At 76.0% G+C, this 16,837-nt stretch carries 18 protein-coding genes; 15 read left to right on the top strand and 3 right to left on the bottom strand.

The features are described from left to right. The 6 genes from OG335_RS12090 to OG335_RS12065 are packed head-to-tail and all read left to right on the top strand — an operon-like array spanning nt 1 to nt 6,766. On the top strand, nt 1-1,314 hold the full coding sequence (locus tag OG335_RS12090; RefSeq protein ID WP_405011091.1) for an O-antigen ligase family protein: 1,314 nt from the start codon (nt 1-3) through the stop codon (nt 1,312-1,314). After that, nucleotides 1,311-3,020, top strand: coding sequence for a lipid II flippase MurJ (locus OG335_RS12085; RefSeq protein ID WP_405011090.1), 1,710 nt, complete (start codon nt 1,311-1,313; stop codon nt 3,018-3,020). The genes OG335_RS12090 and OG335_RS12085 overlap by 4 nt, the downstream gene beginning before the upstream one ends. Then, entirely contained in the window at nt 3,010-3,807 is a 798-nt protein-coding gene (locus tag OG335_RS12080) for a polysaccharide deacetylase family protein (RefSeq protein ID WP_405011089.1), read from the top strand. The genes OG335_RS12085 and OG335_RS12080 overlap by 11 nt, the downstream gene beginning before the upstream one ends. Next, entirely contained in the window at nt 3,804-4,946 is a 1,143-nt protein-coding gene (locus OG335_RS12075; protein WP_405011088.1) for a glycosyltransferase, read from the top strand. Before OG335_RS12080 ends, OG335_RS12075 begins: the two co-directional genes overlap by 4 nt. Before the next feature lie 33 nt (nt 4,947-4,979). Then, nucleotides 4,980-5,615 (top strand): lipopolysaccharide biosynthesis protein, encoded by a 636-nt coding sequence (locus tag OG335_RS12070; protein ID WP_405011087.1) that lies wholly within the window; start codon nt 4,980-4,982, stop codon nt 5,613-5,615. Continuing rightward, on the top strand, nt 5,612-6,766 hold the full coding sequence (locus OG335_RS12065) for a GNAT family N-acetyltransferase (RefSeq protein WP_405011086.1): 1,155 nt from the start codon (nt 5,612-5,614) through the stop codon (nt 6,764-6,766). The genes OG335_RS12070 and OG335_RS12065 overlap by 4 nt, the downstream gene beginning before the upstream one ends. Here OG335_RS12065 and OG335_RS12060 read toward each other — a convergent pair. Together OG335_RS12060 and OG335_RS12055 are read right to left on the bottom strand one after the other, a co-directional pair. Beyond that, entirely contained in the window at nt 6,743-7,831 is a 1,089-nt protein-coding gene (locus tag OG335_RS12060; protein WP_405011085.1) for a glycoside hydrolase family 26 protein, read from the bottom strand. The two genes, OG335_RS12065 and OG335_RS12060, sit on opposite strands and share 24 nt — an antisense overlap. Before the next feature lie 123 nt (nt 7,832-7,954). Then, nucleotides 7,955-8,842, bottom strand: a complete 888-nt coding sequence (locus OG335_RS12055) for a neutral zinc metallopeptidase (protein ID WP_405011084.1) — start codon at nt 8,840-8,842, stop codon at nt 7,955-7,957. A gap of 186 nt (nt 8,843-9,028) precedes the next feature. Between OG335_RS12055 and OG335_RS12050 the strand changes: the two genes are divergently transcribed. The 9 genes from OG335_RS12050 to OG335_RS12010 all read left to right on the top strand — a co-directional run bounded on the left by OG335_RS12050 (nt 9,029) and on the right by OG335_RS12010 (nt 16,009). Continuing rightward, the gene (locus tag OG335_RS12050) at nt 9,029-9,949 is read left to right on the top strand and encodes a hypothetical protein (RefSeq protein ID WP_405011083.1); all 921 of its coding nucleotides are present in this window, start codon (nt 9,029-9,031) and stop codon (nt 9,947-9,949) included. A gap of 200 nt (nt 9,950-10,149) precedes the next feature. Then, a complete protein-coding gene (locus OG335_RS12045) occupies nt 10,150-11,748 on the top strand; it encodes an ABC-F family ATP-binding cassette domain-containing protein (protein WP_405011082.1) in 1,599 nt (532 codons plus the stop codon). A 320-nt stretch (nt 11,749-12,068) separates the two neighbouring features. After that, a complete protein-coding gene (locus OG335_RS12040) occupies nt 12,069-12,302 on the top strand; it encodes a helix-turn-helix domain-containing protein (protein WP_030285640.1) in 234 nt (77 codons plus the stop codon). A 240-nt stretch (nt 12,303-12,542) separates the two neighbouring features. Next, nucleotides 12,543-13,349 carry an enoyl-CoA hydratase/isomerase family protein gene (locus tag OG335_RS12035; protein WP_405011081.1) on the top strand — a complete coding sequence of 269 codons (807 nt, stop codon included), beginning with the start codon at nt 12,543-12,545 and terminating at the stop codon, nt 13,347-13,349. A 201-nt stretch (nt 13,350-13,550) separates the two neighbouring features. Beyond that, nucleotides 13,551-14,018, top strand: a complete 468-nt coding sequence (locus OG335_RS12030) for an Asp23/Gls24 family envelope stress response protein (protein ID WP_405011080.1) — start codon at nt 13,551-13,553, stop codon at nt 14,016-14,018. 101 nt (nt 14,019-14,119) lie between these two features. Continuing rightward, nucleotides 14,120-14,311 (top strand): hypothetical protein, encoded by a 192-nt coding sequence (locus OG335_RS12025; protein ID WP_405011079.1) that lies wholly within the window; start codon nt 14,120-14,122, stop codon nt 14,309-14,311. Then, nucleotides 14,311-14,649: a hypothetical protein gene (locus OG335_RS12020; protein ID WP_405011078.1), complete on the top strand. Its 339-nt coding sequence runs from the start codon at nt 14,311-14,313 to the stop codon at nt 14,647-14,649. The genes OG335_RS12025 and OG335_RS12020 overlap by 1 nt, the downstream gene beginning before the upstream one ends. Next, on the top strand, nt 14,646-15,389 hold the full coding sequence (locus tag OG335_RS12015; protein ID WP_405011077.1) for a DUF6286 domain-containing protein: 744 nt from the start codon (nt 14,646-14,648) through the stop codon (nt 15,387-15,389). The genes OG335_RS12020 and OG335_RS12015 overlap by 4 nt, the downstream gene beginning before the upstream one ends. Further along, nucleotides 15,386-16,009 carry an alkaline shock response membrane anchor protein AmaP gene (locus OG335_RS12010; RefSeq protein WP_405011076.1) on the top strand — a complete coding sequence of 208 codons (624 nt, stop codon included), beginning with the start codon at nt 15,386-15,388 and terminating at the stop codon, nt 16,007-16,009. Before OG335_RS12015 ends, OG335_RS12010 begins: the two co-directional genes overlap by 4 nt. A gap of 7 nt (nt 16,010-16,016) precedes the next feature. Here the strand turns inward: OG335_RS12010 and OG335_RS12005 are convergent, their stop codons facing one another. Further along, nucleotides 16,017-16,778: an SDR family oxidoreductase gene (locus tag OG335_RS12005; RefSeq protein ID WP_405011075.1), complete on the bottom strand. Its 762-nt coding sequence runs from the start codon at nt 16,776-16,778 to the stop codon at nt 16,017-16,019. Nucleotides 16,779-16,837 lie beyond the last annotated feature (59 nt).

The following is a 16,837-nucleotide window of genomic DNA, read 5'->3' as shown; positions in this document are numbered from 1 at the left end:
GTGGCCCTCCCGCTCCGCGCCACCGCGCCCCTGCCGGTGCTCCGCCGGCTCGGCCTCCGCACCGGCCACGCCGCCGCGGCCACCGTCCTGCTGGTGTGCGTGCCCACCGGCGAGAAGGACGTGGCCGCGGCGGTGCACGTCACCCCGGCCGACCTCGCGTCGATGCTGCTCGTCGCGCTGGTCGGCGCCGACCTGCTGCGCGGCCGCACGGCCGGGCCCGGCCGGCGGGTCTGCGTGCTGCTCGCCGGCATCGTCCTCGCCGCCGCCGCGGCGACCCTGCACTCCGTCGACCCGGCCGCGAGCACCACCGGCTTCGTGCGGCTGGTGCAGGTCTTCGTGCTGGTGCCCGCCGCCGTCGCGTGCGCCGCCCGGGACCGCCGCGACCTGCACCTGGTGCTCGGTTCGCTCGTCGCCGCGGCGCTCGTCGAGGGCGCGGTCGGCGCCCACCAGTACCTGACCGGCACCGGCGCCTCCTACACCGGCCGGCCGATCCGCGCGGTCGGCACGTTCGGTGCGCTCGACATCATGGCGATGTCGACGGTGGTCAGCTTCGGCCTGCTCGCCGCGCTGGCCCTCGCCCTCGCCGAACGCGGCCCGCACGGGCGTCCGGCGCTGCGCCGCGGCCTGTACGCGGCCGCCGCGTTCCTCACCTTCCCGCTGGCGGTGTCCTTCAGCCGCGGCAGCTGGATCGCCTGCGGCTGCGCGGCCGCCGTCCTGCTGCTGCGCGCCGACGCCCGGCTCGCCGTCCGCGGCGCCGTGCTCGCCGCGGCGGCCGCCGTCGTGCTGGTCGGCGGCCTGGGCCTCGGCGCGTCCGGAGTGGCCGAGCGGCTCGGCAGCATCGGCGCCGTGCAGGCGGCCCCCGACCAGTCCGTCACCGACCGGTACGACCTGTGGTCGACGGCGACCCGCATCTGGCAGGACCACCCGCTGACGGGCGCCGGCCCGAAGGCGTTCCAGCAGCTCCGCGACGGCCACGCCCCGCTGCGGCTCTCCTCCGGCAGCGACGCCGAGGACTCCTCCATCGGCTTCCAGCGCGAACCCCTGCTCTCCCCGCACAACATGTACTTCCTGGTGCTCAGCGAGCAGGGCCTGCTCGGGATCGTCGCCTACACCGGGCTGTTCCTCGCCCTGCTGGGGGGCTGCCTGCGCCGCGCCGCCGGTGCCGCGCTCGCCGCGCCGGGCCTGCTCGTCTGGGTGCTCGTCGACTTCCTCTACGCCGACATCGGCGGCACCACCACCGTGCTGACCTCGGTGGTGCTGGGCCTCGCCGCCCGTACCGCCTTCCCCGGCCCCGGCGGCGGGGAGACCCGGTGAGTGCCGAGCGGTCGCGGCTGGCCGGGCGCCCGGCGGCCGGAGCCGTGCCCGGGCCCCGGCACGCCGCGGGCTCCCGGCGCGGCGGGTTCGTGGCGCGCGCGTTCGGCATCACCGCGGTGCTGAGCGCGGCGGGTTCGGGTCTCGGCCTGCTCCGCGACCTGCTGCTGGCCCGCTACTTCGGCGCCGACCAGGGCACCGACGCCTTCCTCGTCGCCTGGACGGTGCCGGAGACCGCCGCGCCGCTGCTCATCGAGGACGCGATGTCGTTCCTCATGGTGCCCGCGTTCAGCCTGGCCCTGGTGCTCCGCGAGGAGCGCCGCCACGGCCCCGACCCGGTACGGGAGCTGGTGCGCGCCACGCTGCCCTGGCTGCTGCTCGGGCTGTGCGCGCTCGGCCTCGGCGCGGCACTCGGCGCCGGTCCGCTGGTCGGCCTGCTCGCCCCCGGTCTCGCCGACCCGGCGCTCGCCGTCCGGCTCACCCGGATCACCGCGCTCACCGTGCTGCCGTTCGGCGTCGTCGGCTACCTCTGTTCGATGCTGCGCGCGCACCACGTGTTCACCGCGCCGGCCGGCATCTACGTCGCCTACAACCTCGGCATCCTGGCCGTGCTGCTGGGCGGCCACGCCTGGCTCGGCGTCGGCTCGGCCGCGGTCGGCGTCGCCCTGGGCGGCCTGCTGATGGCGGGCCTGCTGGTGGGGCCCGCGGTACGGCGGCTGCGGGCCGCCCCGGCGGCCCTGCGGACGGCCGGGGCGATCGGCGGCGGGCTGGTGCTGATCCCGTCGGCGATGCTGCCCGTCGCCGCGTTCACCCTCACCCGGCAGGCCCAGGTCTTCATCGAGCGCTACCTCGGCTCGGGCCTGCCGCCGGGCACCATCTCGCACCTCAACTACGCCGCCAAGGTCTCCCAGCTCGCCATGACCGCGGGCATCCTGATCGTCACGGTGACGTTCCCGCTGGTGGCGCGGGCGCTCGCCGCCGGTGACCTGCGGGCCGCCCGCGACCGGGTCGAGAAGGACCTCGGCCAGGCCTCCGCCGTCGTGCTGCTGGGCACCGCCTTCCTGCTGGCCTGCGCACCGGCGGTGGTCGCCCTGCTCTTCCAGCGCGGCGCGTTCGGCCCGCACGACACCGCGGCCACCGCCCAGGTCATCCGGGTGTACAGCATCGGGCTGCCCGCCCAGGCGATGATCGGCGTGGTGGTGCGGCCGTACTTCTCCGTCCGCCCGGCGGTCCGGCGGGCCGACGACGCGCCGCCCGCCGGCTCCCGCGGCCGACTGCTCGACTGGTACCCGGTGGCCGCGATGGCCGTGGGCCTGCTCGTCACCGCAGGGGTGGGGCTCGCCGCCACCCCCCGGTTCGGCGCGCCCGGCCTGGCCGCGGGCAACGCGGCGGGCATCACCGTCACGGCCGTCCTGCTGATGCGGGGGCTGCTGCTGCGCGGCATCGCCCTGCGGCTGCGGCCGGTGCTCGCCGGCCAGGCGCGGCTGCTGGCGGCGGCCGTCGGCGCCGCCGCCGCGGGCGCGCTCGTCGCCGCCCGGCTGCCGGCGCCGCCGGTCGCCACCCTGCTGGGCGGCCTGACCGTCGCCCTCGTGTTCGCCGGGCTCGGCACGGTTCTCGGCGCTCCCGAGGTCCGCGGCCCCGTGCGCACCCTCCTCCGGGCCGCGGTCCCGGTCACCCAGGCTGCTGAGAGGAAGCCGCATGGACGCTGAACCCGCCCTCCGCCGGGGCCTGCCCGCCGACGCCGCCAGGACGGCGCCGTGGATCCTGATGTACCACTCGGTCACCTACGAGGAACACGACCCGTACCTGCTGACCGTCAGCCCGGAGCGCTTCGCCGCCCAGATGGCCTGGCTGGCCCGGAGCGGCCGGCGCGGGGTCGGCGTGCGGGAGCTGCTGCGGGCCCGGGCCGCCGGCCGGGCCGCCCGCCTGGTCGGCCTCACCTTCGACGACGGCTACGCGGACTTCGCCCGGCACGCCGCGCCGGTGCTGCGCCGGCACGGCTTCACCGCGAGCGCGTACGTGGTGCCCGACCTGCTCGGCGGGCACAACGGCTGGGATCCCGACGGGCCGCGCAAGCCGCTGCTCACCGCCGACGAGGTCGTCGAACTCGCCGCCGCCGGCTGGGAGATCGGCTCCCACGGGCTGTCGCACAAGGCGCTGCCCGGCCTCTCCGCGGCCGAGCTCGCCGAGCAGGCGCAGGGCAGCCGCCGGGCGCTGGAGCACCTGGTCGGCGGTCCGGTCACCGGCTTCTGCTACCCGTACGGCGCCGTCGACCGCGCCGCTGCCGAGGCCGTCCGCGAGGCCGGGTACCAGTACGCCTGCGCGATCGGCCACAGCGAGCTCACCGGCCGGTTCGCGCTGCCGCGCTGCTACGTCGGCGACCGGGACGGCGGCCTGCGGCTGCTCGCCAAGCAGGGCCGGCACCACTGGCGGGACGCCGTCACCGGCCGGCGGGTCCCCGGCCCGCAGGCCGCCGAGCGGGAGGCCGTGCGGTGAAGGTCCTGCACGTCGTCACCGGGCTCGCCGCGGGCGGCGCGGAGCGCCAGCTCCACCTGCTGCTCCGGCACCTGCCGGACCGCCACGCCTGCGAGGTGGCCGTCCTCACCAACCCCGGCACCGTCGCCGACGCGCTGCGCGCCGACGGCTTCGCCGTGCACGACCTCGCGATGCGCGGCAACCGCGACCTCGCGGTGCTGCCCCGGCTCGCCCGGCTCGTCCGCTCCCGCCGCTACGACGCGGTGCACACCCACCTCTACCGCGCCGGGCTGTACGGCCGGCTCGCGGCGCGGCTGGCCGGGGTGCGCACGGTGCTCGCCACCGAGCACTCGCTGCAGCCCGGGGTGATCGAGGGCCGCCCGGCCGGGCGCGGGGTCCGCGCGCTGTACCTGGCCGCGGAGCGGCTCGGCAGCACGACCGTGGCGGTGTCCGGGCAGGTGGCCGCCGCCCTGCACGACTGGGGCGTGCCGTCGCACCGGGTGCACCTGCTGCCCAACGGCATCGAACCCGCCCGGTACGTCCTCCCGGCGTCGGCCCGCGCGGCCGCCCGGGCCGCCCTGGGCCTGCCCGCGGACGCGTTCGTGGTCGGGGCGGTGGGCCGGCTGGTGCCCGGCAAGCGGTTCGACGTCCTGGTGGAGGCCCTCGCCGGGCTCGCCGCCGAGCCCGGTGCCCGCGACACCCGGCTGCTGCTGGTGGGCGCCGGCCCCGAACGCCGGGCGCTGGAGGCGCTCGCCGCCCGGCGGGGCGTCACCGGCCGTCTGCTGCTCACCGGCGAACGCGACGACGTCCCCGAACTCCTCGCCGCCATGGACGTGCTGGCCGCCCCGTCGATCGGGGAGACCTTCGGCCTGACCGTGCTGGAGGCCCTCGCGGCCGGCCTGCCGGTCCGCTACACCTCGTGTCCGGCCCTGGAGGGCCTCGGCCCCGACGCGGCCCCCGGCGCCGTCGCCCTGCCCTGCACCGCGGCGGCCTTCACCGCCTCGCTGCGCGACGTGCGGGCCGCCGGGCCGGGCCGGCTGCCGCCGCCGCCCGCGGTGGAGCACTACGACATCACGCGGATCGCCGCCGGGCTCGCGGAGCTCTACGACCGGCTCGGCCCCGCCCCGGCCGGGCCGCGGCCGCCCGCCCGCCGGGCCTGACCCGCCACCCCCGAACGAGCCAAGGAGTCACCGATGTCCGATCCGCGCCGACCCGCCCCCGTCCTGCGCCGCTGGTGGCCGCTGGCCCTCGCCGTGCCGCTGGGTGCGGCGGCGGGCGCCGGGTACGCCGCCGTCGCGCCCGTCGTCTACACCGCCAACTCGTACGTGGTGGTGGTCGCCCAGGGCCCGGGGGAGGGGGGCACCGCGGTCAACTTCGCCCAGGCGTACGGGCGGCTCGCCGGGCAGCCGCAGGTGCTCGCCGCCGCGGCGGCGAGGACCGGCCGCACGGTCTCCGCCCTGGAGTCCGCGGTGCGCGGCACCACCTCGCCGGACGCCCCGATGATCGAGATCACCGGCACCGGCCCGGTCGCGGCCGACGCGGTGAAGGCCGCCGACGCGGTCGCCACCTCGCTGATCGCGTTCGCCAACACCAGCACCACCGACACCGGCGTGAAGCTCGTCCCGCTGGCCCGGGCGGCCTCGCCGGACGCCCCGTCGTCGCCGTCCGCCGCGCTGGACACCGCGGTCGGTGCCGCGGCCGGCGTCCTGGTGGGCGCGCTGGCGGTGATGGCCCGGCGGCGGCCCGGCACGGAGCCGGAGGCCGACGCGGGGGCGCCGCCCGTACCGGCGCAGCCGCGGGTGCAGCAACCGGCCGGGGCCGTCCGATGAGCACCACCGACACCCCGGCACCGGTGCGGGCGACGGCCCGCCCGGTGTGGACGGCCGAGGTGCACCGCGCCGACGACGCGCTCGACCGGTTCGCCGGGGAGTGGGACGCCCTCGCCGCCCGATGCCGCACCACCACGCCGTTCCAGCAGGGTGGTTGGCTGCGCTCCTGGTGGCGGCAGTACGGCCGCCCGGGCACGCTGGTGCTCGTCCTGGTGCGCCGTGACGGCCTGGCGGTGGCCGCGGCGGCGCTGTGCCGCCGCGGCCCGTTCGGCGGTCTCACCAACCTGGGCGGCGCCCTCGCCGACTTCACCGACGTGCTGCTCGACGACGACTGCGCGGACGAGGCCGCCGCCGGGCTGGCCGCCGCCCTGCCGCTGCGCCGCCCCTGGCACAGCCTGGAACTGCGCGAGGTGCCCCCGGAGGCGGCGGTCCACCGGGTGCTCGCCCGCCACCGCGGCACCGTCCGGCGCTACCCGGACTCGTTCTGCCAGACGCTGCCCGCCCTGCCGATGGACGAGCTGCTGCGCAGGCTGCCCGGCAAGACCGCGCAGCGCAGCCGGGTCAAGCTGCGCCGGATCGCCGAGTCGGGCGTCGTGGTCGACGCCGTGCCGCCGGAGGAGGTGCCGGAGGCGGTCGCGGAGCTGCTGCGGCTGCACGTGCTGCAGTGGCAGGACCGCGGGGTCACCCCCGAGCACCGCACGGCCCGCTTCGCGGCGCACCTCACCGAGTCGACGACCGCGATGGTGGCGGACCGCCGTGCCGCGGTGCACCGCTTCCGGCTGGACGGCGAGGTCGTCGCGGTCAACATCGTGGTGCTCTGCCCGTCCTTCGGCGGCCTCTACCTGTACGGCGCGCACCCGAAGCTGCGCGAGCGCCTGGACATCGCGGGCCTGCTCTTCGGCGCCGCCCTGGACGAGGTCCGTGCGGCGGGCATCCCGCTGCTCGGCCTGCTGCGCGGCCGGGAGCCGTACAAGCAGCGCTGGCGTCCGGACGCGTTCCGCAACGAGCGGCTGGTGGCGGCGCCGCCCGGTCCGGCACCGGCCGCGGCCGTGCGGGCGCTGCGGGTGCGGGCCCGGCAGGCGGCGGTGAGCGTGCTGACCGCCCGGCTGCCGGGGCTGAAGGCGGTGCTAGCGGCGCGCAGGCTGTCCTGAGCCGAGCCCGCCGGGCGCGCCCGCGGAGCCCGTCATCAGCTGCCTGTACGCGGTGGTCGAGCGGGGGTTGCGGGTGCAGCCCCAGAAGCCGTGCGGGCAGTAGTCGGTGACGGTCTGGTAGGCGGTGTCGTGGGTGCGCATCCACTCGGTCATGCGCCGCACGTACTCCGGGTTGTCGCCGTTGCGGAACAGCCCCCACTCCGGGTAGGAGACCGGCTTGCCGCGCCTCGCGGCGAACTCCACCTGGTCCTGCAGGCCGTAGGGCTCGGCGACCATGTCGTCGAAGGTCGCACCGGCGGGCATGTCGTAGGCGTCCATGCCGACGATGTCGACCACGTCGTCGCCCGGGTAGCAGCGGGTCCACGGGATGGCGTCGAGGCCGCGGGTGGGGGTGAAGTCGAAGCGGAAGTGCTGCCCGGGCACCGAGCGCATGACGGTGACGATCCGCCGCCAGTAGGCCTTCCAGGCGGCCGGGTCGGGCCGGCAGCGGGAGGTGTAGGTGGTGCCGTTCATCTCCCAGCCGAGGGTGACCACGGTGTCGCCGCCGCCGAACGCGACGAGCTTGCGGGCGAGTTTGAGGAAGTGCCGGTCGAACTCGCCCCGGTTGCCGCGGGCGAGCAGCTTCACCACCTCGCCGTCGGAGAGGTCGCCCTCGTTGGGCACCAGCATCGGCACGCCCAGCACCAGGCCGCGGTCGGGCCGGCTGAGCTTCCACTGCGACCACAGGCCGAGCACCTGGTTCTCGCCCTCGACGTCGGCCCAGCCGTTGCCGGCCAGGTAGGTGTGCCCGACCTGCACCCGGGCCCCGCCCAGCCAGCCGGAGAACTTCGCGATCTGCGGGATGTAGGTGTCCCAGGAGCCGACGAACGCCCCGAACGGCACCTCGTGCGGCGGCCGCACGACGGCCGGGTCCGGTGCGGCGCCGCGCGGCCGCACCCCGCGTGCGGCGTCGGAGGAGTACGCGTCGTGCCGCTCGGTCTGGCTGAGCGGTGTGCCGTCGGGCACGCTCGCCGTGGTCACCAGCAGGAGCGCGCCGGCGGCCAGCGCGAGACGGCCGAGTCGCATGGGCACTCCCGGGGTGGACGGTGGGGCGTTCGCTCCGCCAGTAAAGCCCACAGGCCGTCAGAAACACCTCATATCACCCGTACGTGGCAATTCGTACGGACGGCCGCCGGGCGGTGCGGCGGGTCAGCCCTGCGCGAAGGTGTCGCACCGGGTGGGGTCGCCGCTGCGGTAGCCCGCGGTGAACCACGCCTTGCGCTGCTCCGAGGAGCCGTGGGTCCAGCGCTCCGGGTCGATCCGGCCGGTGGACTGCTGCTGGATGCGGTCGTCGCCGACGGCCGCCGCCGCGTCCAGGCCCTGCGCGATGTCCGCGTCGGTGAGGCTGCTGATCAGCGGCCGCCCGGTGCCCGGCTGCGGGGTGGTGGTCGCGTGGTGGGCCCAGACGCCGGCGTAGCAGTCGGCCTGGAGTTCGAGCTTCACCGAGGCGCTGTCCGCGCCCTGCCGGTCGCGGCCGACCCTGTCCGTCGTGCCGGTGAGGTTCTGGACGTGGTGGCCGTACTCGTGCGCCAGGACGTACGCCTCGGCGAAGGGCCCGCCCTGCGCGCCGAAACGGGTGGAGAGCTCGTCGAAGAAGCCGAGGTCGAGGTAGGCCCGGCGGTCGCCCGGGCAGTAGAACGGGCCGACGGCCGAGGTCGCCGCGCCGCACGCGGTCGACACCCGCCCGGTGAAGAGCACGGTCTCGGCGGGCGTGTACGCCGCCCCGCGCCGGGCGAGATCGTCCTGCCAGAAGGTCTGCACGCTGTTGGTCACGGCGACGATCCGGCAGTCCTGCCGGCGGTTGGCGTCGGCCCCCGTCCGGCACGACTGCCGCACCTCGCCCCCGGTGCGCGGCCCGCTGCTCGCCGAGGTGCCGCCGGAGAGGCCGAGGGTGCTCGGGTCGACGCCGAGGAAGACGGCCAGCAGCAGCACGACCAGCCCTGCCGCGCCGCCGCCGAGGGCGACCTTGCCGCCGGAGAGGCCCCGCCGGTCGTCGACCTGCGAGGTGTCGAGATCGCCCTGGTCGTCGAACTGCATCCTGTACCACCTCTGTAACAGTCCGTCCCGGCCGCCGCCCGGCCACCGTAGCCGCCTGCCCCGTGACCGGCCCTCCGACACCGCAGGTGGGCGGACCCGTGCGCGGCTGCGGCGTGACGAAGCGCACGTCCCCGGGCGGCCCGTATTCCGGCTGACGTACACGCGTACGGCGGGTACGCTCCGCCCGTGTCCTGGAAGCCGCTGCGAAGCCTGACCCGCCGCTCCGTGCTCCCCGCGCTGGCCGTACTGCTGGTGCTCGGAGCCGGTGCCGCCGCGCACGCGAACCGACCGGTGCCCTTCGGCGACCGGGTCGTCGCGGAGCCCGGCGCGGCGGTCGCCGGCCCCGTCGGCGCCCAGGCGCTGACCACCGGCTCGCTGGACCTGAAGGTCGGCCCCGGCCTGGAGGCGTACGACCGGGTCACCGGCGGCCACGCCTGGTCGTACCGCCGGGAGGGTGCCACCGCGCTGCACCTGGCGATGGCGGGGGAGAGCGCCGTCGTCGTCTGGGACGACGGCCTGGTCACCTCCGTCCGCCCGAGCGACCACCAGGTGCGCTGGCACCGGGCGGTGCCGGGCCTGGCCGACTGGCTGCACGCCGAGGGCGAGCCCGGGGCGGACGAGCGCACCGAGGAGCAGGAGCGGGCCACGGCCACGCAGCGGGCCGCCGCCGCCCTGCAGACCGCGGTGGAGGACGAGCCGTGGGTGGCCGTGGTCACCCCGTCCCTCACCATGGGCTTCCGCGACCGCGACGGTGACCTCCGCTTCAACTCCCGCCCGCCGCAGGGCTGCTCGTACGACCCGCTGCGCGCGGTGCACACCGACGACGCGGTGCTGGTGCCGCGGGCCTGCCCGTCCGGGGGCACCACGGCCAAGCTGCTGCCCGGCGGCGTCAACGGCTTCCGGCTGTCCGGCCGGGGCTGGCAGCTGAACGCCGGCCCGCTGGCCGAGCTGCGCCGGCTCGACGGCCACCGGGTCGTCGTGGAGGACGGGCCCGTCCTCGGCAGCCGCGTGTACGACACCCGCCGCGGTGCGCCCGAGACGCTGTGCTCCGGTGCCCAGCTGCCGTTCGCCGCCGTCCCCCCGGTGGAGGGCTGTCCGGCGGCCTGAGCGCGGCCGGCGGACGCACGCCCGGAGGCAACCCCCGGGCGCCCGGTAGACTGGGCCGTATGGCTGTGTTCCCCGGGCAATAGGCGCCGGCCGGCGGACTCGCGAAGTTCCGCCGCCCCGGCTTCACGCCTGCATCCCCGCCCCCGCCTGCACCATGCCCGGCCGCCGTGCCCCGCCCCCGTCCCTGGAGAGACCCAGCCGTGATTTCCGCGAACGCCCTGGAGCTGCGCGCCGGCGCCCGCGTCCTGATCGAGTCCGCCTCCTTCCGTGTCGCCCCCGGCGACCGCATCGGTCTGGTCGGGCGCAACGGCGCCGGCAAGACCACCCTCACCAAGGTGCTGGCCGGCGAGGGCCTGCCCGCCGGCGGCACCGTGACGACGTCGGGCGAGGTCGGCTACCTGCCGCAGGACCCGCGCACCGGCGACCTCGACGTGCTGGCCCGCGACCGCATCCTCTCCGCCCGCGGCCTCGACACCGTGCTCAGGAAGATGCGCGAGAACGAGGAGCGGATGGCCACCGGCAAGGGCGCCACCCGCGAGAAGGCGATGAAGCGGTACTCCAGCCTGGAGACCGAGTTCCTCACCAAGGGCGGGTACGCCGCCGAGGCCGAGGCCGCCACCATCGCGGCCGCGCTCGGCCTGCCCGACCGCATCCTCGGCCAGCAGCTGCACACCCTGTCGGGCGGTCAGCGCCGCCGGGTCGAGCTCGCCCGGATCCTCTTCTCCGACGCCGACATCCTGCTGCTCGACGAGCCGACCAACCACCTCGACGCCGACTCGATCGTCTGGCTGCGCGACTTCCTGAAGACCTACAAGGGCGGCTTCATCGTGATCTCCCACGATGTCGAGCTCGTCGACACGGTCGTCAACAAGGTGTTCTACCTGGACGCCAACCGCGCCGCGATCGACATCTACAACATGGGCTGGCGGCAGTACCAGCAGCAGCGCGAGGACGACGAGAAGCGCCGCAAGCGCGAGCGCGCCAACGCGGAGAAGAAGGCCGCGACCCTCAACGCGCAGGCCGACAAGATGCGCGCCAAGGCGACGAAGACGGTGGCCGCGCAGAACATGGCGCGCCGCGCCGAGAAGCTGCTCTCCGGCCTGGAGCAGGCCCGGGTCTCCGACAAGGTCGCCAAGCTGCGCTTCCCCGACCCGGCTCCCTGCGGCAAGACGCCGATGACCGCGGCCGGCCTCTCCAAGTCGTACGGCTCGCTGGAGATCTTCACCGACGTCGACCTGGCGATCGACCGCGGCTCGAAGGTGGTCGTGCTGGGCCTCAACGGCGCCGGCAAGACCACCCTGCTGCGGATGCTGGCGGGCGTGGAGAAGCCGGACACCGGCGAGGTCATCCCCGGCCACGGCCTGAAGGTCGGCTACTACGCGCAGGAGCACGAGACGCTCGACCCGGAGCGCACGGTGCTGGAGAACATGCGGTCCTCCGCGCCCGACACCGACCTGGTGCAGATCCGCAAGATCCTCGGATCGTTCCTCTTCTCCGGCGACGACGTCGACAAGCCGGCCGGTGTGCTCTCCGGCGGCGAGAAGACCCGTCTGGCCCTGGCCACGCTGGTCGTGTCCAGTGCCAACGTGCTGCTGCTCGACGAGCCCACCAACAACCTCGACCCGGCCAGCCGCGAGGAGATCCTCGGGGCGCTGCGCTCCTTCAGCGGCGCGGTCGTGCTCGTCACCCACGACGAGGGAGCCGTCGACGCGCTCCAGCCGGAGCGGATCATCCTGCTGCCGGACGGCGTCGAGGACCTCTGGAGCCCGGCCTACGTCGACCTCGTCTCGCTGGCCTGACCGGCGGGTAGACGCAGGGTCAGCTTTCTGTCGTAGAAAGACCGGTCCACGGGCGTGTCCGGGAATTCCGGTCCCCCTGGTTCTGTTGACGACGGCCCCACCGCCTCTGCGCGGTGGGGCCGTCCGTTCTGATCAGCCCATTCACCCGGCGCGACGGCCGACCCCGGGGGCGCGTGCACCGAGGGTGAGCGCCCTTGTGCCGCCCGGACACCACCGGCAGACTGCGCTTTCCCGGTATCGACCTTGTCGAATGGGTGGCCAGGAGACCGGCAATGGGTGATCATGGGAATCTGACCGAGCACAGCTACGAGGAGGCACGGGTGGCCGAGACTCTGAAAAAGGGCAGCCGGGTAACAGGTGCCGCGCGTGAGAAGCTCGCGGCCGATCTCAAGAAGAAATACGACTCCGGGGCGAGCATTCGTGCGCTGGCGGAGGAGACCGGTCGTTCCTACGGCTTCGTGCACCGCATGCTCAGCGAGTCCGGAGTGATCCTCCGGGGTCGTGGCGGTGCGACGCGCGGCAAGAACAAGGCGACTGCTGCAGCGGGTTCCTGACGGTTCATCAGACAATTCGGCTCCGCGCCGGGCGGGCAGCCCCGGAGCGGCGAGTGCGCGGCGGTCCGGGGCGGAGCAGCTGCGCCGGACCGCACGGTACGCGACGCGGCCGACGGCGAAGGACGGTACGGCGGCCGGGATTCCCGGGCCGCCGTTCGCCGTTTCCGGGCGGCTCTTTTCGGCCGCACCCGGTTTTGTTACTCTCCAGTAGCCCCGCTGTTCCGCACTGGAGGTACCCTCATGACCGCTCCCGCCGTCGGCACCGACCCGCAGGACTGGGAGAAGACCGGCGTCCGCCTCGACGTCGACGGCGAACTCGCCGTGGTGACGCTGTGTAACCCGGAGCGCCGCAACGCCCAGAGCCCCGCCCTGTGGCGCGCGCTCACCGCGATCGGCTCCACCCTGCCCGGCACCGTGCGGGTCGTCCTGCTGCGCGCCGAGGGCGTCTCCTTCTCGGCCGGTCTGGACCGCCGGATGTTCACGCCCGAGGGCATCCCCGGCGAACGCACCTTCCCCGAGCTCGCCGCGGCCCCGGACGCCGGGACGGACGCCGCCATCGCCGGCTACCAGGAGGCCTTCACCTGGTGGCGCCGCCCCGACGTCGTCACGATCGCCGCCGTGCAGGGCCACGCCGTGGGGGCGGGCTTCCAGCTCGCGCTCGGCTGTGACCTCCGGGTGGTCGCCGACGACGTGCAGTTCGCCATGAAGGAGACCGTCCTCGGCCTCGTCCCCGACCTGGGCGGCACCAAGCCGCTCACCGCACTGGTCGGCTACGCGCGGGCGCTGGAGATCTGCGCGACCGGCCGGTGGGTCGGCGCGGAGGAGGCCGCGGCCATCGGTCTGGCCAACCTCGCCGTGCCCGCCGCCGAGCTGGAGGAGGCCGCCCGCGACCTCGCCTCCGCCCTGCTCGCCGCCCCGCGCAACGCCGTCATCGAGACCAAGGCGTTGCTGCAGGGCGCCGCCGACCGCACGTACGACGAGCAGCGTGCGGCCGAGCGGGCCGCGCAGCACCGCCGGATGCGCGACCTCGCCGGCATCGGCGACTGAGCGTCCGCCTGCGCCTGCGCCTGCGCCTGCGCGAGGCCCGGACCACGTGGTGGTCCGGGCCCTCGTGCGTTCCGGCCGGGGTGGCCCCGGGGGCGGGCCCGCTCCGGGAGTGACGGCTCCGGCGCGCGGCTTGTGTGGCGGAATGTCAGAGTTGAGCTGATTTGCGATATAGCTGGAGACGCAACCACAGGAGACCCCGCCATGCCGCAGACCCCGACCCCCGCCGACCTGCAGAAGTCCGCCCACGCGCCCGACGCCGCCACCGACGCGTCCGAACGCGGCCGCACCGCGCTCGCCGTCGGCGTCGTCGAGAAGATCGCCGGAATGGCAGCCCGTGAGGTCTCGGGCATCCACGCCCTCGGCTCCGGCTTCTCCCGTACCTTCGGCGCCATGCGCGACCGTGTGCCCGGATCCAAGGCCGGTGTCGGCCGCGGCATCAAGGCCGAGGTCGGCGAGCGCCAGACCGCCATCGACATCGCCCTCGTCGTGGAGTACGGCGTGGTCATCCCGAAACTCGCCTCCGAGGTGCGGGAGAACATCATCCACGCCGTCGAGCGGATGACCGGGCTGGAGGTCGTCGAGGTCAACATCTCCGTCAACGACGTCCACCTGCCCGACGAGCCCGACGAGGAGGACGAGGAGGAGCCCCGCAAGGGCCGCGTCCAGTAGCGCACCACGGCGGCCCCCGACCCGGGGGCCGCCGCCGCACACCGCCGTACCTGTCGCCGTATCTGTCGCAGCACCTGTCGCCGCAACGCGAGGAGAAGTGGATGAGCCTGGCCCTGGTCGGCCTGCTGGCCGGCATGGCCCTGGGATTCGCCGGGTACTTCGGCGGTTTCGCCGCCTTCCTGCTCGTCGCCGTGCTGGGGGCGGTCGGATTCGTCGTCGGCCGCCTGCTGGAGGGCGACCTCGACCTCGGCGACCTGGGCGATCTCCTGCGAGGCCGGGACCGGCGTCACTGATGGCGACCGCCGCTACCACCGCCCGGCCCCGGCGGGGCCGCCTGCGGATGGCCGACCGGGTCTACGCCCGACTCGCCGAACAGGCCGTCCGGCAGGCGCTCGCGGAGACCTGGGCGGAGCGCGCCGCCCGGGGTGCGCCGCCCAGGGCGACCGTGCTGGTGGTCGGCGGCACCGTGCGGATCACCCTGCACCTGGAGCTTCCCTACCCCGCGGACCTCGCCGAGCTCTCCCGCAAGGCCCGCCACGCGGCGGCCGACCAGGTCGTGGCGCTCACCGGCACCCCGGTGGTGGAGGTCTCCGTGCTCGTCGAACGGCTCGCACCGGCGGCCCTGCGGTGAGCGGCCCGCCGCCCCCGGGGCCCGGTCCGGACCCGCTGCCGGACCCCGACCCGCGGCCCGACCCCGCGACCCGCTCCGGGCCCGGCCCGCTGCCGGACCCCGGAGCGCAGTCCGCGGACGGGCCCGGCCCGCTGCCGGAGGACGACCGGCCGCGGCCGACCGCGCCGCCCGGCCCGCCCCGGCGGCCCCGGGCGGCCCGGACCGTCGCGACCGCGACGGTCGTCACCTGCCTGCTCGTACTCGCCGGTGCGCTGCTGTACGACGCCGTGGCCGTCCGCACCGGCCACACGGGCTCGCAGTGGCGGACGGACGTCACCCGGGACCTGGCGGACCGCCGGGTCGACGACCCCTGGGCGCTCGGTGTGGCGGGCGGGGCCGTGGTGCTCGGCGTCCTCCTCTGGGTGCTGGCGTTCGCGCCGGGCCTGCGCGGCTGGCTGCCGCTGCGGCGACCGGGCGCGGCCGTCCACCGGGCCGGGATCGAGGCCCTGATCGCGGCGCGCGCCGCCGAGCTGCCCGGGGTGGAGCGCTGCACCGTCAAGGCGGGCCGCCGCAAGGCCCGCGCCACCGTCACCGGCATCGCCGAACCGGCCTTCGTGCAGCGCGAGTTGCGGGAGGAGCTGGCCCGTGTCCACCTCGCCGGCCCGTACCGGCTGGACGTCCGCCACCGGCTGTCACGCCCCGCGGACCCGCACGACCGGCGGCACGGGCACCGGCGGCTCGCCCAGGAGGCGCCCCGATGAGCAGGTCCGCCGTCAACCGGACGATCCTGGCCGTCACCGGCCTCGCGCTGCTCGTCGGCGGGCTGGCGGTGCTCGCCGGCGGCCTCGACCTCTACAACCGGCTCGACGTCACGATGCCGCACGGCTGGCCGCTCACCGAGACCTACCAGCCGGTGCTCAGCGACGCCGAACGCCACCACTGGTCGGACCGGGACTGGTGGTGGCCGGTGGCGATCGCCGTGCCCGCCCTGGTCGTGGCCGGAGCCCTCTGGTGGCTCTACACCCAACTGCGCCGCACCGGCCCGGGCACCGTCACCGTGCCGGTGCCCGACGGCGACGGCACGGCGCTGCGGCTGCGCACCCGGGCACTCGCGGACGCCGTCGAGACCGAGGCCGTCGCGCTGCCGGACGTCGAGAAGGTCTCCGTGACCGTGACCGGTACGGCGCGCCGGCCGTCGGTGCGCGCTGCCCTGCGCCTCGTGCCCGGCGGCGGGGTGGGCGAGGTCGTGGACGCGCTCGACGCCGGGCCGCTGGAGAACGCCCGCGGCAGCCTCGGGCTCGATGCCCTGCCGGCCGAGCTGCGGCTCAAGGTGTCGGCCCGGCGCAGGCGCGCCGGGCCGAAGCCCCCTCGGGTGGTCTGACGGTTCGTCAGAGCCCGCGCAGGGCGCCGCCGTCGACCGGCACCATCACGCCGGTGAGGTAGGAGGCGGCGGGGGAGAGCAGGAAGGCGGCGACCTTGCCGAACTCCTCCGGGGTGCCGTACCGGCCGAGCGGGATCGCCGCGCTCGCCCGGGTGCGGGCGGCGGCCGCGTCGCCGCTCAGCGCGTCCAGCTCCCGGACGCGGTCGGTGTCGATCCGGGCGGGCAGCAGGCCCACGACGCGGATGCCGCGCGGGCCCAGCTCGTCCGCGAGCGACTTGGCGGCCATGGCGAGGCCGGGCCGCAGGCCGTTCGACATGCCGAGGCCGGAGATCGGCTCGCGGACCGACCCCGACAGGACGAAGCCGATCACACCGCCCTCGGTGAGGGCCTCCGCGGCGACCCGGGCGATCCGGAGCGCGCCGAGGAACACCGACTCGAAGGCGCCCCGCCAGGCGTCGTCGCCCGCGCCGAGCACCGGGCCGGCGGCCGGGCCGCCGACGCTGATCAGCACCCCGTCGAGGCGGCCGAACCGCTCCTGGGCCGCCTCGACCAGGGCGGCCGCGGTCGCCGGGTCGCTGTTGTCGGCCACCACGCCGTGGGCGTGATCGGGGCCGCCGAGTTCGGCGACGGCCGCCTCGACCGACTCCTTCGTCCGCCCGCTGACGACCACCCGGGCGCCGTCGGCGACGAGCTCGCGGGCCGAGGCGAGGCCCAGGCCGCGGGTCGCGCCGGTCGTGACGTACACCTTCTGCTGAAGTCCGAGATCCATGGGGCCATCCTGCCCGGTCGGCGGCCCGGGTGTGCGGTCGGTCCCGTCCGACGGCGCCG

It is taken from the genome of Kitasatospora sp. NBC_01539 (genome assembly GCF_045040525.1).
Classification (GTDB): Bacteria; Actinomycetota; Actinomycetes; order Streptomycetales; family Streptomycetaceae; genus Kitasatospora.
This window is presented reverse-complemented; position numbering and strand designations above follow the sequence as displayed.

What these genes read in the sequence shown, in the direction of transcription:
- OG335_RS12080 (WP_405011089.1), top strand. Translation starts at nt 3,010, where the DNA reads ATGGACGCTGAACCCGCCCTCCGCCGGGGCCTGCCCGCCGACGCCGCC.
- OG335_RS12005 (WP_405011075.1), bottom strand. Translation starts at nt 16,778, where the DNA reads ATGGATCTCGGACTTCAGCAGAAGGTGTACGTCACGACCGGCGCGACC.
- OG335_RS12035 (WP_405011081.1), top strand. Translation starts at nt 12,543, where the DNA reads ATGACCGCTCCCGCCGTCGGCACCGACCCGCAGGACTGGGAGAAGACC.
- OG335_RS12060 (WP_405011085.1), bottom strand. Translation starts at nt 7,831, where the DNA reads ATGCGACTCGGCCGTCTCGCGCTGGCCGCCGGCGCGCTCCTGCTGGTG.
- OG335_RS12030 (WP_405011080.1), top strand. Translation starts at nt 13,551, where the DNA reads ATGCCGCAGACCCCGACCCCCGCCGACCTGCAGAAGTCCGCCCACGCG.
- OG335_RS12055 (WP_405011084.1), bottom strand. Translation starts at nt 8,842, where the DNA reads ATGCAGTTCGACGACCAGGGCGATCTCGACACCTCGCAGGTCGACGAC.
- OG335_RS12065 (WP_405011086.1), top strand. Translation starts at nt 5,612, where the DNA reads ATGAGCACCACCGACACCCCGGCACCGGTGCGGGCGACGGCCCGCCCG.
- OG335_RS12025 (WP_405011079.1), top strand. Translation starts at nt 14,120, where the DNA reads ATGAGCCTGGCCCTGGTCGGCCTGCTGGCCGGCATGGCCCTGGGATTC.
- OG335_RS12070 (WP_405011087.1), top strand. Translation starts at nt 4,980, where the DNA reads ATGTCCGATCCGCGCCGACCCGCCCCCGTCCTGCGCCGCTGGTGGCCG.
- OG335_RS12010 (WP_405011076.1), top strand. Translation starts at nt 15,386, where the DNA reads ATGAGCAGGTCCGCCGTCAACCGGACGATCCTGGCCGTCACCGGCCTC.
- OG335_RS12020 (WP_405011078.1), top strand. Translation starts at nt 14,311, where the DNA reads ATGGCGACCGCCGCTACCACCGCCCGGCCCCGGCGGGGCCGCCTGCGG.